This window comes from Streptococcus sp. S1, from assembly GCF_034137685.1.
Classification (GTDB): Bacteria; Bacillota; Bacilli; order Lactobacillales; family Streptococcaceae; genus Streptococcus; species Streptococcus dentalis.
In genome coordinates this window covers 1,128,268-1,150,811 of record NZ_CP139418.1, presented here as the reverse complement: position 1 = coordinate 1,150,811, position 22,544 = coordinate 1,128,268, and the positions used below count along the sequence as shown (strand labels likewise).

Sequence of the window (22,544 nt, the reverse complement as noted above, 5' to 3'; positions counted from 1 at the left end):
ACATTATATGATAGGAGCTTATAGTTTTCAATTATGGTTTTTCTGTAGCCAGTTATAGTATTAGACTATATTAGTAATGCATCAAGACTTTGTAGTCGTAATCGCCGATCGCTTCGCGACCTTTCAAATCATCCAACTCGATCAAGAAGGCACAACCTGCAACAACTCCACCGAGTTTTTCGATCATTTCGATGGTTGCTTTCACCGTACCACCAGTCGCCAAAAGGTCATCAACGATGAGAACACGTTGACCTGGTTTGATAGCATCGGCGTGCATGGTCAAGGTATCCACACCGTATTCTTTTTCGTAGTCAGCTGAGATGACTTCACGTGGCAATTTACCAGGTTTACGAACAGGCGCAAAACCAATACCGAGCTCGAAAGCGACCGGACATCCAACGATGAATCCACGCGCTTCAGGGCCGACGATCATGTCGATCTTCTTATCCGTCGCGTATTGAACGATTTCACGAATCGCATAACTATAAGCATTGCCATCTGCCATCAAAGGGCTGATATCACGGAAGGTAATTCCTTCTTGTGGATAGTTTTCAATGCTTGCAATGTAATCTTTTAAATTCATGGTTAACTTTCTTTCATAAAAAATTTTTTACATTCCATTATATCATGAATTCTACTAACTTGCATCATTTTTTGCCAAATCATTTTCCCAAGCTCCTGCGTCAAAAGCAAAAATCCCACACCTGAAAAAGATGCAGGATTGGAATTGGAAACATCCTTACTATTCTTCTATCAATTTATTGTACTTAATTTTCATATCACCTAGGTTTTTTAAAGAATATCGAGAGCTTCCCCTTTTGAACCAGGTGCCAAGAATGTATTGTTCAGCTACCTTCTTACTTTGCTTTTTCAACCAAGTACGGTCTTTGCCATAGGCGGCAAGTTGATCAAGAAGTTGCTGGCCTTTGTAAGTAGTACCTTTTCTAGAAAAGAATAAGCCGGTCTGTCTAAAGATTTTTTTCTTAGAATCATAGATAAATCCAAAACCAACCGTAACATCCTTATCCACATCGACTTCATATCGAAAAGTCCAATCAGTTGAATCACGAAACATCAAGACCGAAAGTCGCTCATCAACGCCAACAATTCCTTTTGAATAAGGGTAAATTTGAAATCCTTCATCTTCTTTCCAGATGCGATCGCTACCGATTGTCTCTGTAAAGGGCTTAAACATCACATAGCGCATCCATCCACCATTTTCAGAGTAGTTAATTTCTTCCATAGGGTTCCTCAAGCTCAGGTAGATTCCCAACCAATAAAGTCCAAAAAGCAGGAAGGGAGTGAGCCAGAGGAATTTTTTTAGGTGTTTTTTCATGATTCCTGACCTGTCAGATAGTCATAAATTTCGCGAACCGTTCCAAGGGCCATCAACTCCTGCTCTTTCACCGTTTGTTTAAGTATTTGGTAGATGCTGCTTTCCGCGATTTCGCGTTTTTCTGCTTCTTTATTAACCTTCATGATGCCATTTTCAATGGTCACAAAGCCCAACTCTTGGAAGATCTGAATCATTTTGACCAAGAGGATCTGCTGGATCTTAAGATAGGCCGCTAGGTCTTTGAGTTTGTAACGGACATCGAACTCTGGGTACTGGTAGATGGTCTTATAGAGTTTGGCATACTGGTCCCTGCTACCGTATCCTGTCAGATAGTAGGCTTTGGCGATCTCATTTTTGAAATAAACGGCCTGGAAATCATGCTCTTGGAAGATTTGCCGTAGTTGCTCTAAATCCTCAGGGATATTTCCAACTACAACAGCGGGTGCTCCAGATAGATCTGGCAGTTCTTTAGTAAAATCAAGAACGGGAACACCTGCGGGGAGACTGGCATTTTTAGAGCGGATATTAAAGAGCTGCACGCCGTCCACACGCGCATCAACCAGCATGAGCTGGAGGGTTGTTTGACCATTCCATTGGTTGACCGACAACTGCACAGCTAACTCTAGGTCTTGCGCTTGTGCAAACTCTGCCTCTAGGATCCCCAAGCCAAAACCCACCACCTCAAAGGTCGCATCTTCTTGAGAAATTTTGAGTTTCAAGTGGGTATTGCCAGCTCCCATCGAGCGTGCCCCTTCTACCTTAAAGTTACGGACTAGAAAGACCGGCTTTTTATTGTCCATGCCAAAAGGACTTAAGCGATCAAAGCTTTTCAAGGTCTCAAGCGTTAGTTCTGTTAGATGCAGTTCCTCGTCGATGGCTAAGTTAGACTTGCTGCTGAGATCAATCTCTTGTTCTGCAATGTAATCCGTAAGAGCCTGAGACAAGGCAGGAAGTTGGTCTACATCTAAGGTCATCCCTGCTGCACCGGCATGCCCTCCAAAGGCGACAAAGAGCGACCGGTGGGGATCGAGGGCCTCAAAGATATTGACCGACTCAGGACTCCGAGCGCTTCCTTTAGCCCGCCCATCTTCGATGCTTAAAACAACAACTGGCTGATGAAGCTCTTCTAATAGACGGCCGGCTACAATACCAAGGACCCCTGGATTCCAACCTTCTTTGGCCAAGACCTGGGCGGACAAACTTGGATCCACCATGGTTTTAGCTTCGTCATAGATAGCTTGGACAATCTCTTTTCGTTCTTCATTCTTCTGATGAATCATGAGAGCAATCTCGTGTGCCTCTTCATCGTCAAATCCTGTCAGGAGTTCAATGGCCGGATTGGGATCATCGAGGCGGCCAAGGGCATTGAGACGAGGAGCAATCTGAAAACCAACCGTTTCTTCATTGACATCCTCCGGACGAATCCCTGCGATCTCCAAGAGCTCCTGCAAGCCCATGCGCTGGGTATGTTGGAGAACACCCAGACCATATTTGACCAGAATCCGATTCTCATCTGTCAGGCTGACCATGTCAGCAATGGTCCCAATCGCTACCAAGTCTAAGAGATCGACTGGTACTTCCTCTAGGAGGGCACAGGCCAACTTAAAGGCCACACCACATCCTGCTAGATAATGGAAGGGATAATCCGCATCTGGATGCTCCGGATGAATGATCGCATATGCATCCGGTAAAACCTCTGGCATAGAGTGGTGGTCCGTCACGATGACATCGACTCCCATCGCTTGGGCCATGGCAATGGCTTGATTTCCCGCAACCCCATTGTCCACCGTGACAATCAGGGAAATGCCTTGCTGCTCGATAAAGTATTTGTAGACGCTCTCATTGGGACCGTAGCCGTCTGTGAATCGGTTGGGTAGGTAGACTTGCACCTCTGCCCCCATCTGCTCCAAGGTTTCCTTCATAATGGAGGCCGAAGTCATCCCATCCGCATCATAGTCTCCGTAGACGAGGATCTGCTCATAATCTTCGATGGCCCGTCGGATGCGCTCCACTGCCTTGTCCATATCATGGAGCAAATAAGGGTCGTGTAGCTTCTCCAGCTTGGGTTCTAAAAAGTCTTCTAAATCCTCTTTGGTCTGAATGCCACGCTCATACAGCAAGGTTGCCACGGATGCTTCTAGGCCTGCTTTTTTGGCAAGGGCTAAAAAGGCCTCATCTGCTCTTGGCGAAGCTAACTGCCAATCGTATTTTGAAGTGATCATCTAGCTTTTGGTCTCCTCTTTTTCTTATCTGAATATTATATCATGAAAGCCGAAAATGGCGGTGGAAAAAAGGTCAAGAAGTGGTTGCGACGAAATGAACAATATCTTTTATTTTTGTTACATTTAGATTGACTTGTATACATAAAAGCTTATAATATTAGTGATAATAATCTTTTTTAAATATGTAATGGAATGATTGTTCTGTTAAAATTTGTAACGCTTATTATCACTTGAACATTATGACGCTTGTCATTTCTCTCTTTTTTCTATCTAAACAAACGTAGTTAGAGGGTTTGAGCTGATTTTATCGGTGGGTTTGTTTTCATTTTTTTCCATTAAAGGAGCAAACGTTTCATCGGTCCATCTTAAATTGAGGCGGCTGGTTTCATGGAGTGGAAATTAGAAGTCTTTCTATTTTAGGATATATCACTAAATAGAAAAACCTCGGAAAGGGCAGGCAGAAGAAAGGAAATGAGGCTAATTGAAATCTCTTTATAAAAAGATAGTTGCATTTGTAGCTATCATCGGTGTGGTAGCCTTAGGGTTGTCTGTGATTAAACCCGTAAGCGCCACTACTGTTTCACCAACTGTCTCCAACTTAAAGGCCCAAGCAAGTGGACAAAAGGTTACCTTTTCATTTGACTGGGATTTAACTGGTAAATCAGTTAAAGAAGGCGATACGTTTACTATTGATGCTCCAGAAGGTGTCAACATCACTGAAATTGCAACACAATCACTTCAAGCAAATGGCGCTGAAGTAGCGACCATTACGATGACAAACAAAAAGATTACTTTTACCTTTAAAAAAGCCATCGAATCCATGAACCAAAACGTTAAGGGTGGCTTCTCATACCAAGTAGTGTGGGACAGCACTCCAGGAAATCCTGGAAACAAAACTGCCACTTCTAAGGTTGGATCTGAATCCGTTGTCATCACTCGTCCTGATGGTCCTGGTGTATTTGAATCTGTCTTAAATAAATACAACCTTACAGGTGACTATGTATCTAAGGAATTCAAATTAGACGTATCTGAAAACTATGCATGGATGAAAGTTGGAGATGACTACTATCTGACAAAATGGTTCATCCGTATCAACGGAGATGGTAAGAAACAAGCCCTAACAAACCCTGTTGTATCAGATAAAATCCAAGCTCCAGCAGTCGATTACTCAAAAATCACTTTTGCTCCTGCTGCTAACCACGCTGCAAATGAATTCTTTGTGGGAACTTACTTGAAACCATCCTTCACTTTAAGAAAAGGTGGACAAGTGATTGCTTCAGGTTGGGACTTCTGGAAACATGTGAAATTCGATGCGGACGGCAATGGATTTACCGTGAATTTATCAGATGTCAGTGATGTCTTTAAAACAGCTTCTAGCGATGAATTGATCGTTGAATACCAAACATTAATTCCTAAGACAACCATTCGCGTTGACAACAATGCTACATTGACAGCTGATGAAATCACAACACCTCAAACTGACCCAGCATTCTGGAACAACACTGAATTGAAATTCTGGCTAACTGGTGACACAACTGTGACTGTTCAAAAAGAATGGGTTGGTGACGATGAAGCTGACCGTAAAGATATTACTGTTCAATTGTATGCGGACGGCAAAGCCTTGGATGGGTTAACACAAACCCTTACAAAAGCTTCTGGCTGGAAAGCAGCATTTACGAAATTGCCAGGTATCAAAGACGGTAAGAAGATTGAGTACTCAGTAGTGGAAACAAACACTCCAGAAGGTTACACTTCTAAAGTTGAGAAAATTGATGATGACAACGTGATTAAAGTGGTCAACACATCAAATAAACCAACTACAACTACCACAACTACTACGACTCAAGAGCCTACAACTACAACTACTACGACTCAAGAGCCTACAACCACAACTACTACGACTCAAGAGCCCACAACTACAACTACTACGACTCAAGAGCCTACAACCACAACTACTACGACTCAAGAGCCCACAACTACAACTACTACAACTCAAGAGCCTAAGACTACTGTAACTACTACGCCTGAGACTCCTGATACAACTGTTTCAACAGAAGAGCCTAAGACTACGGTAACAACTACCGATGAACCTAAGACTACCGAAGCGACTACAACACCAGAAGAACCAGAAAACCACAATAGTAGTGAAGAAGATACAACAACTACTACTGTAGAACCTAAGACTACACCCGAAAATCCAAATAAACCTGAACATTCTGGTACTACAACGACACCAAGTGCGCCAGGTTCCAATGGTGAAAACAATGGTGGAGGTCACAAAACACTTCTTCCTAATACAGGTGAAGTTGTTGCATCTGGACTTGTCTTCTCAGGAATTCTTGTCTTAGCAGGTGCTGTTGGAATCAAACGGAAATTGACTGATAACTAATCGTATCATTAGGAACAGTCCTTACTTCTATCAACCCCCTAACGAAGAAACTTCTACTCTCATTCATAGAAGTTGAAACAAATAGAGAGAACCGAAAGGTTCTCTTTTTTATCCTGTTTTTCTTTAATAGATAACAAAAACAGCTCAGGGACCTTCATCTTGAGCTGTCGTTTTTCCTATTTCACCTTTTTTACTGATCCAATTTCACAACCTGTCCATCCTTAACGTTAAAATGATAGGAGATGGATTCATGATCTTTATTCTTGAAATCCAGGTAATAGAAATCATAGTCACCATCTGGAAGAACACTAGCATCCAACTTTTTAGCGGCAGCTTTTAAATCCTTTTCCTGGATGGATTGGTCGTCTTCTACTGAGATCATCATACGAACCATCCCCTTTTGAATAAGGGTGGCGTACGGAATCTGGTAATAACCTGCGAAATCTTTCTTTCCTTCTTGCCTATTTTGAGCCGCCAGTTCTTCCAATTCTGCTGCAGCCTCCTTTTGATAAGAAGAACTAACATTGGGGAGAAAATGAAAATAAGAGAGAGTCATTCCTAAATCCTGCTTTTTAAGCTTATCCAGTAGTTGGGCTTCTTTTTTCTGTACTGCCTTCTGCTCTGTAAAAACTTCTTTATAACTTGGAGTGGTTTGTCCATAGGGATCAGACCAGTCATTTTGTAAGAAAGCATGCACCTCAAGAGGTACGGTTTGACCGTCATAGGTTTTCTCCGAATAAGTAAAATCGACTTTATAACCTGGAATTTCTAAAGCCTGCCAGGAAAGACGATTAATTTAACATCCCCATGCAGACCAACCTTAGCAAGTTCACTGCTGACAACTTCCTTCGCTTTTTTTATAATCACTCGGTGTCATGATCTTACAACTGGAAAGAAGGAGGCAACAAAGGACAAGTGGAATTCCTGCGAATAGTTTGAAATCATTGAGTTTCATAGCCTGACCTCCTTGCTAAATTTAACCTAATCTCCTCCTCATTTTACCATCAATCCCCCCTTTTGTCAGTCAAATAGATAGAGGCTGGGACAAAAGTCCTAGTCTCTCAATTATTTTTGGATTGTCGAGCAAGACGCAGTGGTTGAGTGGGCTCTACTACGCTGATTTCATCAGCTTTTACAGCCCTACTCAACTTTGCGGAGGTGGGATGACGAAATCGAATTCTAACGAATTACCGATTAATGTCCCACTCTCTATTTTATATAAATCATCCCTGTACAGGCTTGCTCGGAAAGTTCGACAAAGCCGAGAGACTGGTAAAAGGCTAGATTTTTTTCGCTACGTTCAGTGGCAAGGAGCCGTTGATAGACATTTGGAAAGGTCCCTAAAGCCTCTTCTAAGAGTTTCCTTCCGATACCTTGACGCTGATGATCTGGTCTTACCAAAAGGTCCTGCACAAAAATAACCGAGTGGCCATCACCTACCAAGCGAATGTAGGCGACGAGCTCTTTCTCATCATAGACGGCCAACTGCCAGAGACTAGCTTTGACAGCTTGTTCCAGCATAGATGGGTTGTTGGTATAATTGGTCCAACCAACCGAGCCGTAGAGTGCGAGTAGGTCTGTCATCGCTGGAATTTCTTTTTTATAATCTAACATCTTAACTCCTTTTTAACCTATAGTGCTGGAAGAAGGCGATATCCCGGTAAGGGGACTCTTGGCAAACAGCTAGCTCCATCTCAAGCATAGACTCTCGCCAGCCTTCTTGGCCCTTGAAGCGGTTGTCCTGCAATGCATAAAAGACTCGGATCCCTTGGTAGTCCTGAACTTCGAGGGCTAGATCTTCTACTGCTCTATCTAGATCATAGGCCTGAGCCAAGCCCATGAAGTGAGTTTCCAAGTTCTGACCTGCTAAGAGATCAAGCGCCTTCTGAGGATCATTTTCAAAAACGACGGTCTGCAGAACGCGGCCAACCTCATTGTGCTTGACGATAGAGAGCAGGCCTCCTGGTTTCAAGAGACGAGTGAATTCCTTTAGAATCACCTTGCGATCCTCTACATACTCCAAGACATTGTGGCAGAGAATGACATCAAAGCTAGCATCTTCAAGACTTGCTAACTGGTCCAGACTTCCGACGAATTGCTGGTAGGGATGGTCCTGGGCCCGCAAAGCCACCATTTCCTCATTAGGTTCCACAGCAAGGACCTCATTGTCTTGTGCCAGGTGGTTGGCTACAAGGCCAAAACCACTCCCGAAATCAAGCACCCGCTTCCCCTTGATGTCCTGTAATTGAGCAAAAAGGATATCATAATAGATCTGTCCCCAGGGTTGCTGGAGGTTTTCTAAATAGGCTTGAATATTTGCGGCCATCGATCTCCTCCTATTTGAAGTTAAACATCTTGCTGGCTAGCTTGTCCGAGATGCGTGGGAAAAGGGTATAGAGCTTGTGGGTCAGGTTCAAGAGCCAAGGCAGATTGAGCTCACGTTTTGGTTTTCCAAAGCTTTTCACGATCTTCTTAGCCACAAAGTCTGGTTCCAAAATGTAGCGATCCACAGCCTTGACATAGCTTCCGTCTGGGTCTGCCTGATCAAAGAAAGTGGTCCGAATGGGGCCTGGATTGACCGTCGTCACATGGACACCAAAGGGCATGAGTTCCAAGCGCAGGGCATTGGAGAAACCAATGGCCGCAAACTTGGTGGCCGAATAAAGGCTGGATTTGGCAGTTGCGACGAGACCCGCCATGCTGACGATGTTGACGATGTGCCCCTTTCCTGCTGCCTTCATGTGCGCACCCATCAAGCGTGAAAACTGCATGAGGGCAAAGGTATTGACCTCAAACATTTCCTGCACCTGCTGGTCAGAAATGCGATCAAAGGCCTCAAAAATCCCATAGCCTGCGTTGTTGACCAAGATATCAATCTGCCCGTAGCGCTGATAGAGCTCTTCTACCAAATCTTGGACGGCTGAGGAATCAGTGATATCAATCCCGATGCATTCAGCTTGAGGATGACTGGCATAGAGTTGTTCCAGTTTTTCTTGATTTCTACCTAGGAGAATCAGGCGATCTTCAGGGAGGAGCTTGACCATTTCTTGGGCCAAGCCTCCACTTGCTCCTGTTATGAGAATGGTTCGCATCTTAGATCTCCACTTCTTCCAAATCTTTGACGACATAGACATTTTCAAAAATGCTGGATGCATCCTTGCGCAATTGGCTGATGTCTTTTGATAAGAAGCGAGCACTGATGTGGTTCAAAAGAAGGCGCTTGGCTCCAGCTTCACGCGCCACTTCTGCCGCCTGCATATTGGTCGAGTGGCCGTGTTTCTTAGCAATCTTCTCATCGCCCTTGCCATAGGTAGACTCATGGACGAGGACATCCGCATTGACTCCAAGGCGGACGCTAGCATCAGTCTTTCTGGTATCTCCGAGGATCGTGATAATCTTACCAGGCCGAGGGGCTGAAATATAATCCGCTGCAATGATCTTAGTCCCATCTTCCAGGGTGACATCTTGTCCATTTTTGACCTGACCAAAGAGCGGACCAAAAGGAACCCCTGCTGTCTTCAGCTTGTCCGCATCCAGTGTTCCTTCGAGGTCCTTCTGCATGATCCGGTAACCCACACAGAAAATGGTGTGGTCCAAAGCTTCCGCATAAACCGTGAATTTATCGGTTTCTAAAATCTTACCTAGAGAATGTTCATCGAATTCATGAAAATGGATGCGATAAGGCAGGCGAGAGCCTGATACGCGAAGACTAGTCATCACAAAGGATTTGATCCCTACTGGTCCATAGATATCCAGATCCGTCTGCTCTTCATTGGCCTGGAAGGCCCGGCTAGAGAGGAAACCTGGCAAACCAAAAATATGGTCTCCGTGTAAGTGAGTGATAAAGATCTTGCTAACCTTTCGTGGACGAATGGTCGTTTCTAAAATTTGATTCTGTGTCGCTTCACCACAATCAAAGAGCCAGACTTCATTGATCTCATCTAGCAATTTGAGCGCCAAGCTCGATACATTTCGGGCTTTTGAGGGTTGCCCAGCTCCCGTTCCTAAAAATTGAATGTCCATTGTCTACTTTCTATCTATATAAATCATGGCCGTCCGGTTCTCTGAACGGAAAGAAAGGTTGCCTGGGTAGGCTTGCGCTAGCTCAAGGAGCTCCTCTTGGTTATATCCTGACAGTTTCAAGCGTCCATCTTCCAAGCTCATCAAGTCAGTCAGGGCGGAGAGGGCTTCTGTTTTAGTGACCACTTCTGGGCCGGCCTCTTGCAGACAGATCTTGCCATCTTTTTCAAAGACAAAACAATGAGGAAAGATCTCTGCAATTTCGAATAAAATCGAAGAGGTGATATCCTCTGCTGGATGTTCAGCAAAGACACAGGCTAGCTCTTCATTTACGTAAGCCAAGCCATAAGACTTACCTGATAAGTTGAGGCGGATAAAGGGATTTCGTTCATCAAAGGTTTGCTGAACTGTGAATAAGTCAAATGCCCGACTCAAGTCCAAGAAATAATCCATGGCCTCCTTGGGGCTCTTCTTTTGATAGAGCTCAGCAAAATAGGCGTTGATCACACTTGGGGGAGGCGTAATCACACGGAGACGCAATTCCTCAGGGATCGTGCTTAAAAGATTGGTCAGATAGACCCGATCGAGGCTGGTATAGCCTCCATATTTTATTGCTAAATCAACGTAATCCGTCATAAAATTCTTCCAACTTCCACTTATTTTTCTCTGCGATATAGCCTTGAATGACCTCGATGTCTTCTTCAAATTCGCGCTGGTCAATGATCGCTACTGTTTCTAGATCATGTGTCCGATAAGATTTTGAAAAAGGAACGCGAATGGTAAAGGGAACAAAGAGTTCTCTCAGTTTTTCTAGTAGCAAAGCCTGGAGATCTTCACGGGCTGTCTCAGAGCGTGCTGAAATCAAGCTAAAAGGTGTCTGGGTTGGTGTAAAGTCTGCTACTTTATCTGCTTTGTTGTAAAGCGTCAAGCGAGGGATCTCCAGCATATCTAGGTCCTTCATGATCGAAAGCACCGTCTTTTCATGCTCTTCATGATTGGGATCAGACGCATCGATGACATGGACCAGGAGGTCCACATTCTTACTTTCTTCCAAGGTCGACTTAAAGCTCGATACCAGCTCTGTTGGTAGATCTTGGATAAAGCCAACCGTATCGGTCAGCGTCACTTGCAGATTGCCTGTTAGATGGATGCTCTTGGTTGTGGCGTCCAAGGTCGCAAAGAGTTCATCGGCTTCATACTGGCTCTTACTGGTCAGCTGATTCATAATGGTCGACTTTCCTGCATTGGTATAGCCGATCAAACCAATCTTGAAGACAGGTGATTCCAAGCGTTTTTCACGAAGGGTTTCCCGGTTCTTTTCAACTGCCTTGAGCTGGCGCTCGATATCGGTGATTTGATTGCGAACGCTCCGGCGGTTCAACTCCAGCTGACTTTCCCCTGGACCACGAGAACCAATTCCCCCAGCCTGACGGCTAAGCATGATCCCTTGACCGACAAGGCGTGGCAAAAGGTATTTGAGCTGGGCCAAGTGCACCTGCAACTTCCCTTCATGACTCCTAGCCCGCATGGCAAAGATATCTAAAATCAACTGCATCCGGTCAATGACCTTGACCCCAAGGATTTCTTCTAAGTTGACATTTTGACGGGGGGTCAGGCGATTATTGACCACTACGGTCGTAATCTCATCTGCTTCGACCATTTGCGCGATTTCTTCTAGTTTTCCTGAGCCGACAAAGGTCTTGGTATCGTATTTTTCCCGCTTTTGTGTATAGGAACCCCGGACATCTCCACCAGCTGTTTTAGCCAGGCTCGCCAACTCCTCCATAGACATGTCAAAATTGTCCATGCCTTGAAGTTCCACACCAATCAAAAGGATGCGTTCTTGTTTCTTTTCTGTTTCAATCATGTTACAAAAACTCCTTTACATCTGCAAGAACCTGCTCCTTGAAGTGAGGTGCAGAAATGGCGTAAAAGGTCACTTCCATTCGATTTCGAAACCAAGTCAACTGCCGTTTGGCAAACCGCCGCGTATTGCGCTTGAGGATCTCACTGGCTTCCTCAAGGCTCTGCTCTCCCTTAAAGTAAGGAAAGAGTTCCTTGTACCCAATGCCTTTAGCTGCCTGAACCTCCGGATGGTCATCATAGAGCCAACGGGCTTCATCCAGCAAGCCTTCCTCTAGCATGCGATCTACTCGGCGATTGATGCGATCATAGATCAAGGACCGTTCATCATCTAGACAGATGAGATAGGGTTCATAATCGGTCTCTTCGTTTGCGAGGTCCTGCCCAAAATGCGCAATTTCAAGAGCCCGCATGGCCCGACGGCGATTGAGCTGAGGAATCACAAGTCCTTGCTCCGCCACTCTTTGGTACAAGTCTTCCTCCGACAACAAGTCCAATTGAGCGCGATAGGCCAGAATCTCTTCATGAGGAACTTCACCACCTAAATGATAACCTTCGAGCAAACTTTGGATGTAAAGACCCGTCCCACCTGCAATGATAGGAAGCTTTCCTCGAGCTGTGATATCTTCAATGGCAGTCTTGGCTTCTCTTACAAAATCAAAAGCCGAGTAAGACTCGGTCACCTCCCGTACATCGATTAAATGATGGGGAGCTGCAGCTTGCTCTTTTGGTGTCGCCTTGGCTGTTCCAATATCCAGCTTGCGATAGACTTGCTGACTATCGCCACTGATAATCTCACCATTGAGAGCTTGTGCTAAATCGATCGCAAGAGCTGTCTTTCCAACAGCAGTCGGTCCCACAATCACAATTATCTTGGTTTTCATCGTTTTTCCTTGCAAAATTCACGTTTTTTCGTTACCATATATTATAACATAAATATTTAAAGTTCAGAAAAGGAGAAATTCTCATGGCTAAAGGATTTGGTAAAGGTTTTGTTACTGGTGTTGCTGGTACAGTTGCTGCTGTCGCAGGTGCAGTTTACACATTCAAGAAAAAAGTAATCGAACCAGAAGAACAAAAAGCAGCTTTCATCGAAGAAAACCGCAAAAAAGCAGCACGTCGCCGTGTCTCACACTAATCATTCAAAAAGCTCCGGGAAACCGGAGCTTTTTTTTGTGTTTGTTAGTTGCTTCTTTTCAGCCTAAAAATGACTGATCCAACTATAAATGAAACAAGTCCTGAAATCATAGCAAATAAATGATTTACTGTACCAGTATTTGGTAATGACTTGTTTTGCTTACCTTGGACTTTCTGAACAGAAGAAGTTAAGCCTGAATTCTTATTATTAGAATATCCAGTTTTAGATTTCTCACCTACTACTGTCCCATTGCTTTCTTTACGATCACTATTAGAAGTAGTCTGCTTATCTTTTGAAACATTAGAGTTTGACTTTAAAGTTTTATCACTGGATGTACTATCTGTTACTTTCAAATCAGTCTCTTTACTTGTTTCTTTTTGACTAGTCTGAGAACTTGATGTCACTTTTTCCCCAGTAGGTTTAACTTCCGTTTTTCCTTTTTCTTTACTTTCACTTTTCTTCTTAGTTTCATTATTTGTATCTTTTTCGTTATTTACCTTTTCTTCTTCCTTATTATTACTTTCTGGTTTCACCACTGATGGTGTCTCTCCAACTTTAATGATATAGGTGTCTGATAAATTACCTACTGTATCTTCTGTGAATACTTTAAAGACATCTCCTTTTTTTAATACTTGGGTTGATAAAATCCAATTTCCTTTACTATCAGGCTCAACTAAACGTTCTGTCCCATTAGGAAGTATTACATGAATGATTAAAACTTTTGATTTTTCATTTAGTGCATTTTCATCCGTTATATGATGATTAACTAATCCTCCAATTGTATTGTTTCCTTCTATGACATTATTTATCTCTCCAACTTTTGGTGGAACAATATAAGCAGTAAATTCGTTTTTAAATACTCCTTCTGGAGATTTAAAAGTAACAATACCTTTTTCACCATTCTTTAATGCATGTTCTGCAGGGATATTAAATTTTATCCATCCAATATCGTCTGTCCTACCTTCTATTACAAATCCATCAGGAAGTTCAAGTAAGGAATACACATTTTTTAGAAAAGTACCTAGGTAACCCATAAATTGTTGGCTTTTATCACTCCTTACATATAAAGTACCATATAATTCCTTTACACTACTATTTGAATTAGACTCATCATCAGAAAAGCCTTCAACTTCTACTTTATTTGATTCAAATTTGTTGTTTTTAGAAACCCAAACTTCTGCTTTTCCTTCACCTTTATAAAAATAGTGTTCCTCAGGAATATTTATTGAATAATAACTATTTTCTCCTGTTTCAGCAGATAATTTAGTACCATCTGGTAACAATACATATACTGTAGAATTTGGATAGGTATATCCTGATAAAGTTTGATAATTAGGACTATACTGAATTGATTTATTCACCTCTGGAGATTTAACTTCAGAAACTTCAATTTCTTTTTCTAAAGTATTACCAGCTTTGTCACTTGAAATAATTTTAATTTTTTCACCTGGACCGACATCAGGTAATTCGAATTCCCATCTTCCTTCAGAATCAGTAGAAGTCTCCTTAGTATCTCCATTTGGTAAAATTATTTTAAATGTTGCATTTCCATCTCTATCATTGTAATTTGCTTCTCCATTGATAACTTTATCTCCTGCAATAAGATGAAAATCTGGAATACTTGGAGCTTCAGTATCTGCAAAACCATCCGTATCATAACTTGAGTTTCCATCAGAATTAATTTTATAAATTGTAAACCTATCATAATTCTTAAAAGCACTCCCACTTGGGATCTTCAATTCATAATTTCCTTCTCCATCGGATACAGTCTCTACCGTACCATCATAACCAATTCTTAATCTAGTATTTGGCGTTGTCTTACCAACAATTGACTGGCTACCATCTTTATGATTTTTAAATTGAGTTGTGGTTTGAATAGATCCAGATTCTTCTGCGCCAACCGTACTGGCCAACACTGGACCACATAGCATTAAGCTCACTAGTCCATACCCTAAAACCTTTTTAACTTTTCTGTTCATAAGAACCTCCCAAATAATACTACAAGTAGTGTTTTTAATAACTATATTCTACACTATATAGTTATAATTGTAAACGCTTAACATATAAAACTGCTCCTCAAAACTATATTTCTGTTTTCTATGCTATTATTTAACTATATTTTTCTTTCCGCAGTGACAAAAGTACCTGAAACAGAATCTGTTTCAGGTACTCGGAATTATTGAGAGTAAAACAGTTCGGGGAACTGTTTTAGCCTGAGCTAAGAATTTCAAGAGCAAAGGGGCTCAATAATTAGCTATGGAACTTCGTAGAAGTTCGCTAGCGTCCGCCGTCACCTAAGGAAAGATAAAATATAAATAATGATTTCACCGTTCTTTGATCATCTTCGTTGCGATCTCCAAGAGTTCCACTCCCATCTGAAAATGCTCGTCTAACAAATCATAGACAGCATCTTCGGACAAGACACCACAAGGAAGATCTGCTGGAAAGTCAGCTTGATTGGACAGGTCCAAGTCATCAAAATAGGTCTGACTACTATAATAATCGCGCAGTTGGATATAGCTTTCTTGATGCTCTTTTAGCTGTTCCACTGCTTTTTTGGTTTCTTCCAAAGTCTTGGCATAGTCATTCAAATAACCTTCCATTCTTTGGATCCGTTCGATGTTTTCCTGTGCAATTGCCATGATTTACTCCACTTTCACCACTTCTAGATGGGGGCCACCTAGAAGCACCAGGTATTTTTCTACTTGCTCTTGTCCATAAGAACGACGAAGAGCTTCTGCATAGAGATCGAGCTGATCCCGGTAGCGTTCGACCAATTGACTAGGGACCTTGTAGTGATCCGTCTTGTAATCAAAAAGCAGGATCCGGTCTTCTAGCACCACGTAACCATCCAAGATCCCCCGCACGACGAAGTCCTCACCACTAGCTGGATCTTTCTTCAGCATGGCAAAGGGAGCTTCGCGACGGACTCGAGAGGCTTCTTTTTGAAGCAAGGTCCCCAAAGGCGTCTCATAGAAAGCAAGGATGGCCTCTAGCTTGATACGGGCTTTGACCGCTGGCTCTGCTTGAACTTGCTCCAAGGCTTGACGCAGTGTATCTAGCGTGATTTCTTCTTCAAGAGGCACGCGCTGCATGAGTTCATGGACAGCACTACCGACCTGGGCTCCTGTCACGGCTTTTTCTTGACCAAAAGTTGGCAGCTCAAAGTCAGGCGTCACACTCTTTGCATCCATGATCTGGACGCCATTGGCATCCATGACCGGCTCGTAGAATTTCTTGATCTGACTAGGAGTACGGACACTTGGCAAATGAATGGCCGGAGCATAGAACTGATTGAGCCGATCAACATTTTCCAAGATATCCAAGGCCCGACGAATATCCTCTGACTGACGGATATCCTTGAGCTGATCAAGGCTGGAATCCTTCTCCTTCTCTAGTGGCTCCAACTGGTCTGGTGTCAGGTCTTCATCTGTCACAAAACGCGTGTCATAGGCCAGGGTATTCTTGGTAAACACATCTTGAATAGCAAAGAGCCAGTCCTGATAAGAGGTCCATTCTTTTCGTTTTTCTGGATCTAGCTTGCCATTGCGACTGGTCCCCCAATCAGTATCGCGCAGTTTGTCCTCACGGCCTTTTCCGACTAGATAGAGCTTGAGCTCAGCCCTCGTCATCGCAACATATAGAAGACGCATCTGCTCAGAAATCGTGGCCAATTTTGTTTCTTCCACATTGCGTTGGTAGCAAGGCGTTTCGATCTGCAGGCGAATGGTTTCTGGAGCAGCAGGATTCTCTGTCTCAACCGGCAGGTTCGCAACATATTTAAAGCCAATCCCTTTTTGGCGACTGAGAATGATTGGCCCTGATTGATCCTTACGGTTAAAGGCCTTGTCCATATTGAGGATAAAGACATACTTGAATTCCAGCCCCTTACTCTTATGGACGGTCATGAGCTGGACGGCATCTTTTGGTGCTGCAAGAGGGACGCTGGCCAAATCGTGTTCATTTTCGATCACCTTGTCGATCATGGCAATGAAGCGCGACAAGCCCTTAAAGCTGGCTTTTTCATAATCATTGGCCCGAAGCGTCAAAGCGTAGAGATTGGCCTGACGCTGGGCCCCATTTGGAAGGGCGCCGACATAGTCATAGTAATAGCGATCCTCATAGATTTTCCACAGCAAATCATAGAGCGAATGGGTCTTGGCAGCAGCGCGCCAAGTAGATAAAACCTTGAGGAAGTTCTCGATTTTAGCAAGGAGCTTGGCATCAATCAGATTTGCATGCTCTGCAGTCTTTTCAAGGGCTAACTGGACCTTGTGGTAGAAGGCCACTTGCTTTTGCTCTGGAAGGGTCTGCAAGGAAATCCGTGCCAATTCATCTTCATCAAAGTCAAACATGGGTGATTTCATGAGAGCAACCAAGGGATAATCATGCAAGGGATTGTTAATGGTCCGCAAGGTATCCAACATGACCATCACTTCCAGTGACTCAAGATAATGCGCCTGTCCGCTATCTGCCACAATCGGAATATGGTACTGGTCAAAAGCTTCCAGAATCGCATCATTTCGCGTTCGAGACGCCGTTAAGAGGGTGATCTCTTTAAAGGGCACTTTTTCTACCCGATGGAGACGTAAAATTTCTTTGATGACCAGGAGAATTTCTCCCTTGGAAACCGTCTCGAGTCCAGAAGCAACTTCCTCGTCTTCGGCCTTTTCTTCCTGGTCTTGGCTACCATCATAGAGCAAAAATTCAGCCCGATGTTGTGGCAAGGCCATCCGCTGCTTGTCGCTTCCTGCAACTAGATAGTGGGTTTGATTGTAGTCAATCTCTCCTACCTCTTCGTCCATCAAATGGCGAAAGACATCATTGGTCGCGTCCAATACCTCCACATGACTCCGGAAGTTTTCCTTGAGGAGGATCAACCGTCCTTTCGCCCCTTCTTCTTGATAAGCCTTAAATTTATCATTGAAAATCTGTGGATCCGCCTGACGGAAGCGGTAAATGGATTGCTTGATATCCCCCACCATGAAGCGATTGTGGCCATTTGACAACAAGTCCAACATCCGTTCTTGGGTATGGTTGGTATCCTGGTACTCATCGACCATAACCTCATGATAGCGCTCTTGATAGGCTTGTCTCACCTCTGGGAATTGCTCTAAAATTTGAATCGCAAAATGACTGATATCCCCAAATTCATAAGCTTTTTCTTGGATTTTTCGTTCCAGATAAGCGTGAGAAAAGTCTCTGATAAAGTCCCGTAGCAAGGAGAGCATGGGGCCTTCTTCTTGGTGGAAGGTTTGTTGAAATTCCAGCTGATAGAGCTGATTTTCCAAGTCTCTGAGGCGATTGATATGAATGGTTTTATCCTGGTTATAGGCTGTGACTAGGTCTTTTAGCTCTTCCTTCCGGGCTCTATTGGTCAAAGCTCCCCCATTTGAAGCCCGACTAATCGCCACGACCGCCTTTAGGACAGAGGTCAGTTGTTCTTTATTGGTGCGACCTGTCAGGCTTCCAATTTGATCGAGCACCTCTTCTACAGCTTCCAAATATTTGGCCTTGCCAAATGCTTGGCCCTCATTGGACAGATGAAAGGCAAAAAAGCTTTCTGCCTCATAAAGGGCCTGCTGGATGCTCTCCATCAGATCGCCTTCAACTTGGTCAAAATCGGTCTCCTCATAGCCTTTTAGGAAATGCTCCTCCAGCCATTTTTCCGGATCACTGGTCGACTGAAGAAAGTCATAGATCTGGTAGACCTGTTCTTTAAACAAGGTCAAATTTTTGCGCTGTCCCGTGAAATTCTTGACCATCTGCACAAAGGCTTCTTGGTTTTCCCCCTGGTAATAGCGGTCAAAAACAGCTTGAAAAACTTCATTTTGTAAGAGGCGTTGATCACTGGCGTTTTGTAAAATGCGAAACTGAGGCGCCAACCCAAGCAAATAGCCATAGCGCGTTAGGACCTTTTGGGTAAAAGAGTCCATGGTTCCAATATCGCTGGTGGCGACATTTGCGATTTGACGGGCCAGGTGTTGCTTGAGCTCTGGGTCATCGCTCGCTTGCAGGGCTTTTCCAAGTTCACTTTCCAAACGATCCTTGAGTTCCCCTGCTGCCTTGACCGTAAAGGTCGAGATAAAGAGCTCCTTAATCGAGATGCCACGCTGGATCTGATCCAGTATCCGCTGCACCATGACAAAGGTCTTTCCTGATCCAGCAGAGGCTGACACCAGGATATTGGTCCCCGAACTATAGATGGCATCGATCTGTTCTGGTGTCCGCTTTTGCTCTTTGGTAGAAGCTGCCTCTTGGGCCTGAAGGGCCTTGATTTCTTCTCTTGTCAAAAATGCTTGTTTGATCATTTGTTCAAGACCTCCTTCATCTTCTCTATCCAAGCGGCTTTCACCTTTTCACCGCGTATTCCTTTTTGGTCTAGTTTGGTCAAGAACCGCGCCTGACCTAGGTGACGATCCGCTTCAAATCCCGTGATGGATTTAAACTGCTCCACGAATGGTGCGATATTGCGCCCATTTTCACTATAGGGATTGATGGCAAATTGCCCCTTGAGAATCCCTTCTGCTGCTGTTTTATAAAGATAAGCGTTGTACAAGAGGAGCAAGTCCAGTTCTTCCTTACTCAGCATCATGGCCTTGTTTTTATCATAGGCCTCGCCCAGATAAGGCGCCTGATCTTCCATAAAGAGCCCCTTATACTGTTGACTTTTCATGGTTTGATTGATGGCATCCTCTACTGTCTTGGTCTTTTTCAGATCCACTACAGGATCTCCCATTTCCAAATACATGGCTCCGAATATCCCTTGCTCTTCTTGGTACTCCTTCAAATCCTGAATCGCAGAAAGATAGGTCGGCAATTGAGAATTTAGTCCATTAAAGAACTTGTCATAGTGGAACTGCGTCAGACTGGACTTGTAGTCCACGACTCCGAGGGCTCCCCGATCCCTCAATTGATCAATACGGTCCACCTTGCCTCGTAGCTGTAAGAGCCTGCCATCGGACAATGGATAAGAGGTGTGGGTGCTTCCACCAAAGAGGGTCTCCTCACCAATGGTCTCGATGCCATTTTGCTGGGCGAGGACACGCCCCGTTGTTTTAGCGGTATCAAGAAGCAAGTTGCGAATAAACTCGGTCTCTCCATTTTCTCCATACAATTGCTGGAACTCTGCTTCTTGGCTGGTTTCTCGAATCGCCTCGCTTAAGCGCTGATCAAAAGCTTGATCGGAGCTATCTTTTAAGACCCTTTCAAAGATCCGATGCAAGAAATTCCCATGACTGCGGGCGTCTGGCCGGATCGTCTCATCCTCCTGTAAGCCCAAGACATAGCGCAGATAAAAAGCATACTGGTGCTTGTAGTATTCATTCAAGGCAGAAGCAGATAAGGTCAAGGCTTTGCCCTCTGGGTAGAGCGCTTGAAGCGTATCCGACTGGAGCTGGCGACTCTTCAATTCCGTTGAAATCTGAGGAATCTGAATGCCTTCCGCTTGCAATTTCTTTCGCAAGACCCGCACGGCCACACCCCAAAAGCTGGCTTCTTCAGCAGACAGCTCACTCGTGATCTCCTCTTGATGGAGTTCGATCACGCGCGCTAAGAGGGCTCGGTAGGTCCCGATGTCATCACTCGAAGCTTGCGCTTGTTTGGTCGTCCACTCGATGGCAATAGGCTCCTTGGCCAATTCTAGAAGGTAAGGAGAGACACTATCTTCCGTTTCATTGACCAAGCTAGGGGCCGATAGGACCAGTTGTTCGGTCGCTGCATTGAGTAGCGAAACCGCCACAAAGCGATTTTTCTTAAGATTTTCGCTGGTCACCACCTGGAGCTCTGCTCCTTCTTGGGTGGCCTCATTGAGCTGTTGTCGTTCTTCTTCACTGAGAAGCGAGGTGTTCTGCGCGATCTTTGGAAAACGTTCCTGGGTCAGCCCGATCGCGTAGACATAAGGGGCTGTCAAGGGTTCAATCAAGTCATAGGACTGAACGGTCACTACATCGACTGTAGCAGGAACTGTCCGGTATTGTGACAATTGCATGCCGGATAAGACAAGAGCTGAAAAGTCATCCACTGTCAGTTCTTGGTCCTCAAAAACCAGACTCAATTCTTCTAAGACGTGGAGGAAGGTCTTCCAGACCTGGTCATAGCGCTCCTGCTCTTCCAAAGCTAGATCCTTGATCAAAGCTTGTAGATTCTGAGAAAGCTGAGCCTCTTGCAGAAACTCTGTAAAGGCCGTTAAGAGACGGTTCACCTTTTGTTTGCGCTGTGAAAAGAAAGGAGCTAAAGGTTCTACGACGCGTTCCCGGAGGGCATTGAGCTCCTCTAGATTGAACTTGCCCTGACGATTGCTAGTAAAAGGCTTGTGAAATTTTGTAGCACCCTTTACTTCCGCAAAGCGAAGGTATTGCTCAAAAGCATCGACTTCTGCTTGCGTCAGATCACTATACAGACCCGTTTTTAACAGATTGATGACGTCTTCTGTCTGGTAATTGAACTGCTTGATCCGCCCTAGCGATTCAATGACCTGAATCAAGGGATGGTGGACCATGGCCTCACTTCGTCCCAAGTAAAAGGGAATCTGATACTGGTCAAAAATGGTCTTGAGTTGCAGTTGATAAGCTTCCACATCGCCTAACAAGACCCGAATATCCCGATAGCGGGCCCCATCATGAAGACGCTGACGGATGGATTTGGCAACAAATTCCAACTCTTCTTTTTGCGTATTGGTTTGCCAGAGTTGGACAGCGGTTCGATCTTGGTCCTCCAGCTCATTTTCCACTTGTGAAAAATCGTAGCGCGCTTCTAACATACGCGTCATGCGACTAAAGGAATCTTCGATCGCTTGCCCACAATACTGAGGCTGAACTTGGAAAGTCTTTGCCAGCTGGAGGAGAAAGTCAACACTGGCTTGGTAAAGATTTCCCTCTCTAAAGCTTGCCCGGTAGGCTTTTTCACTGGCATAGACTCCGATGACAATCTCCACTCCTTTTCGGTGAAGGAGACCAATCAAAGCCTCTTCTTCTGCAGAAAAACGCGTGAAGCCATCGACGACGATCGCCACATTCTGTAATTGCTCTTCCAGCTGCCCTTCTTCGACCTGATTGAGGAAAAAGGCCATCTTGGACTGGGATTCATACTGATGCTTGACCAGCATCTCAGAGACCGCTTCAAAAATCGCCAAGAGGTCCTCTCTTTTTTCAGCTTCCTCGAGCAACTCCAAATCGGTAAAATCCATCTGGGCTGTCTGCAATTCATGATAGAGCTGGACCAGTTGATGGATAAACTGAGGATCCTTGCGCAGGGCCCCGTAAACTTTAAGATCCTGCTCCTTCATCTGGGACAGAGCTTTAAAAAATAGCATGCCGAGACCGATATCATCCAAGGGTTGCTCCTCAAAGACCTGGTTCAGGATGAAATAACGGGCCATTTGGGCAAAGCGCGTGACGGTAATGGCAAAAGAAGCCTGACCTTCTAAATAGGACAAAACCTTGGCTTCTTTTTCAAAGGAAAGAGAGTTGGGCGCAATGTAAAACACACGCTTGCCCTGTTCTACTAACCCTACGGCTTCTTGTGTCAGGACCTGGGTCAAGGGGGTCCGAACATCCGTATAGAGTAATTTCATCC

Annotated in this window: 18 protein-coding genes; 2 read left to right on the top strand and 16 right to left on the bottom strand. The window is 44.3% G+C overall.

The window, feature by feature from the left end; all coding sequences use genetic code 11:
• Positions 1-70 precede the first annotated feature (70 nt).
• From SM121_RS05560 to recJ, 3 genes are all read right to left on the bottom strand, one after another.
• The gene (locus tag SM121_RS05560; RefSeq protein ID WP_003002788.1) at positions 71-583 is read right to left on the bottom strand and encodes an adenine phosphoribosyltransferase; all 513 of its coding nucleotides are present in this window, start codon (positions 581-583) and stop codon (positions 71-73) included.
• Positions 584-742: 159 nt separating this feature from the next.
• Positions 743-1,336 carry a TipC family immunity protein gene (locus tag SM121_RS05555; RefSeq protein WP_270299609.1) on the bottom strand — a complete coding sequence of 198 codons (594 nt, stop codon included), beginning with the start codon at positions 1,334-1,336 and terminating at the stop codon, positions 743-745.
• Positions 1,333-3,558: a single-stranded-DNA-specific exonuclease RecJ gene (recJ, locus tag SM121_RS05550; protein ID WP_320910575.1), complete on the bottom strand. Its 2,226-nt coding sequence runs from the start codon at positions 3,556-3,558 to the stop codon at positions 1,333-1,335. Before recJ ends, SM121_RS05555 begins: the two co-directional genes overlap by 4 nt.
• Positions 3,559-4,039: 481 nt before the next feature.
• Between recJ and SM121_RS05545 the strand changes: the two genes are divergently transcribed.
• The gene (locus tag SM121_RS05545) at positions 4,040-5,947 is read left to right on the top strand and encodes a Cna B-type domain-containing protein (protein ID WP_320910574.1); all 1,908 of its coding nucleotides are present in this window, start codon (positions 4,040-4,042) and stop codon (positions 5,945-5,947) included.
• 190 nt (positions 5,948-6,137) lie between these two features.
• Here the strand turns inward: SM121_RS05545 and SM121_RS05540 are convergent, their stop codons facing one another.
• From SM121_RS05540 to miaA, 9 genes are all read right to left on the bottom strand, one after another.
• A complete protein-coding gene (locus SM121_RS05540) occupies positions 6,138-6,503 on the bottom strand; it encodes a hypothetical protein (RefSeq protein ID WP_320910573.1) in 366 nt (121 codons plus the stop codon).
• A gap of 273 nt (positions 6,504-6,776) precedes the next feature.
• Positions 6,777-6,902, bottom strand: coding sequence for a hypothetical protein (locus tag SM121_RS05535; RefSeq protein WP_320910572.1), 126 nt, complete (start codon positions 6,900-6,902; stop codon positions 6,777-6,779).
• A 254-nt stretch (positions 6,903-7,156) separates the two neighbouring features.
• Positions 7,157-7,561, bottom strand: coding sequence for a GNAT family N-acetyltransferase (locus SM121_RS05530; RefSeq protein WP_320910571.1), 405 nt, complete (start codon positions 7,559-7,561; stop codon positions 7,157-7,159).
• A gap of 1 nt (position 7,562) precedes the next feature.
• Positions 7,563-8,273: a methyltransferase domain-containing protein gene (locus SM121_RS05525; RefSeq protein WP_320910570.1), complete on the bottom strand. Its 711-nt coding sequence runs from the start codon at positions 8,271-8,273 to the stop codon at positions 7,563-7,565.
• A gap of 10 nt (positions 8,274-8,283) precedes the next feature.
• Entirely contained in the window at positions 8,284-9,039 is a 756-nt protein-coding gene (locus SM121_RS05520; protein WP_320910569.1) for an SDR family NAD(P)-dependent oxidoreductase, read from the bottom strand.
• Position 9,040: 1 nt separating this feature from the next.
• Positions 9,041-9,970 carry a ribonuclease Z gene (gene rnz, locus SM121_RS05515; protein WP_320910568.1) on the bottom strand — a complete coding sequence of 310 codons (930 nt, stop codon included), beginning with the start codon at positions 9,968-9,970 and terminating at the stop codon, positions 9,041-9,043.
• 3 nt (positions 9,971-9,973) lie between these two features.
• Positions 9,974-10,603 (bottom strand): cystathionine beta-lyase, encoded by a 630-nt coding sequence (locus SM121_RS05510; RefSeq protein ID WP_320910567.1) that lies wholly within the window; start codon positions 10,601-10,603, stop codon positions 9,974-9,976.
• Positions 10,587-11,834: a GTPase HflX gene (gene hflX, locus SM121_RS05505; protein WP_320910566.1), complete on the bottom strand. Its 1,248-nt coding sequence runs from the start codon at positions 11,832-11,834 to the stop codon at positions 10,587-10,589. Before hflX ends, SM121_RS05510 begins: the two co-directional genes overlap by 17 nt.
• A gap of 1 nt (position 11,835) precedes the next feature.
• A complete protein-coding gene (miaA, locus tag SM121_RS05500) occupies positions 11,836-12,714 on the bottom strand; it encodes a tRNA (adenosine(37)-N6)-dimethylallyltransferase MiaA (RefSeq protein ID WP_320910565.1) in 879 nt (292 codons plus the stop codon).
• Positions 12,715-12,797: 83 nt separating this feature from the next.
• Between miaA and SM121_RS05495 the strand changes: the two genes are divergently transcribed.
• Positions 12,798-12,968, top strand: a complete 171-nt coding sequence (locus tag SM121_RS05495; protein WP_003002781.1) for a DUF3042 family protein — start codon at positions 12,798-12,800, stop codon at positions 12,966-12,968.
• A 44-nt stretch (positions 12,969-13,012) separates the two neighbouring features.
• On the opposite strand, the gene SM121_RS05490 is transcribed toward SM121_RS05495, so the two are convergent.
• The 4 genes from SM121_RS05490 to rexB all read right to left on the bottom strand — a co-directional run bounded on the left by SM121_RS05490 (position 13,013) and on the right by rexB (position 22,542).
• On the bottom strand, positions 13,013-14,947 hold the full coding sequence (locus SM121_RS05490; protein ID WP_320910564.1) for an LPXTG cell wall anchor domain-containing protein: 1,935 nt from the start codon (positions 14,945-14,947) through the stop codon (positions 13,013-13,015).
• 345 nt (positions 14,948-15,292) lie between these two features.
• The gene (locus SM121_RS05485) at positions 15,293-15,610 is read right to left on the bottom strand and encodes a DUF4298 domain-containing protein (RefSeq protein WP_003011216.1); all 318 of its coding nucleotides are present in this window, start codon (positions 15,608-15,610) and stop codon (positions 15,293-15,295) included.
• Between the two features lie 3 nt (positions 15,611-15,613).
• Positions 15,614-19,279, bottom strand: a complete 3,666-nt coding sequence (gene addA / locus SM121_RS05480; RefSeq protein ID WP_320910563.1) for a helicase-exonuclease AddAB subunit AddA — start codon at positions 19,277-19,279, stop codon at positions 15,614-15,616.
• A complete protein-coding gene (rexB, locus tag SM121_RS05475; RefSeq protein WP_320910562.1) occupies positions 19,276-22,542 on the bottom strand; it encodes an ATP-dependent nuclease subunit B in 3,267 nt (1,088 codons plus the stop codon). Before rexB ends, addA begins: the two co-directional genes overlap by 4 nt.
• Positions 22,543-22,544 lie beyond the last annotated feature (2 nt).

What these genes read in the sequence shown, in the direction of transcription:
- SM121_RS05560 (WP_003002788.1), bottom strand. Translation starts at nt 583, where the DNA reads ATGAATTTAAAAGATTACATTGCAAGCATTGAAAACTATCCACAAGAA.
- SM121_RS05555 (WP_270299609.1), bottom strand. Translation starts at nt 1,336, where the DNA reads ATGAAAAAACACCTAAAAAAATTCCTCTGGCTCACTCCCTTCCTGCTT.
- recJ (WP_320910575.1), bottom strand. Translation starts at nt 3,558, where the DNA reads ATGATCACTTCAAAATACGATTGGCAGTTAGCTTCGCCAAGAGCAGAT.
- SM121_RS05540 (WP_320910573.1), bottom strand. Translation starts at nt 6,503, where the DNA reads ATGACTCTCTCTTATTTTCATTTTCTCCCCAATGTTAGTTCTTCTTAT.
- SM121_RS05535 (WP_320910572.1), bottom strand. Translation starts at nt 6,902, where the DNA reads ATGAAACTCAATGATTTCAAACTATTCGCAGGAATTCCACTTGTCCTT.
- SM121_RS05530 (WP_320910571.1), bottom strand. Translation starts at nt 7,561, where the DNA reads ATGTTAGATTATAAAAAAGAAATTCCAGCGATGACAGACCTACTCGCA.
- SM121_RS05525 (WP_320910570.1), bottom strand. Translation starts at nt 8,273, where the DNA reads ATGGCCGCAAATATTCAAGCCTATTTAGAAAACCTCCAGCAACCCTGG.
- SM121_RS05520 (WP_320910569.1), bottom strand. Translation starts at nt 9,039, where the DNA reads ATGCGAACCATTCTCATAACAGGAGCAAGTGGAGGCTTGGCCCAAGAA.
- rnz (WP_320910568.1), bottom strand. Translation starts at nt 9,970, where the DNA reads ATGGACATTCAATTTTTAGGAACGGGAGCTGGGCAACCCTCAAAAGCC.
- SM121_RS05510 (WP_320910567.1), bottom strand. Translation starts at nt 10,603, where the DNA reads ATGACGGATTACGTTGATTTAGCAATAAAATATGGAGGCTATACCAGC.
- hflX (WP_320910566.1), bottom strand. Translation starts at nt 11,834, where the DNA reads ATGATTGAAACAGAAAAGAAACAAGAACGCATCCTTTTGATTGGTGTG.
- miaA (WP_320910565.1), bottom strand. Translation starts at nt 12,714, where the DNA reads ATGAAAACCAAGATAATTGTGATTGTGGGACCGACTGCTGTTGGAAAG.
- SM121_RS05495 (WP_003002781.1), top strand. Translation starts at nt 12,798, where the DNA reads ATGGCTAAAGGATTTGGTAAAGGTTTTGTTACTGGTGTTGCTGGTACA.
- SM121_RS05490 (WP_320910564.1), bottom strand. Translation starts at nt 14,947, where the DNA reads ATGAACAGAAAAGTTAAAAAGGTTTTAGGGTATGGACTAGTGAGCTTA.
- SM121_RS05485 (WP_003011216.1), bottom strand. Translation starts at nt 15,610, where the DNA reads ATGGCAATTGCACAGGAAAACATCGAACGGATCCAAAGAATGGAAGGT.
- addA (WP_320910563.1), bottom strand. Translation starts at nt 19,279, where the DNA reads ATGATCAAACAAGCATTTTTGACAAGAGAAGAAATCAAGGCCCTTCAG.
- rexB (WP_320910562.1), bottom strand. Translation starts at nt 22,542, where the DNA reads ATGAAATTACTCTATACGGATGTTCGGACCCCCTTGACCCAGGTCCTG.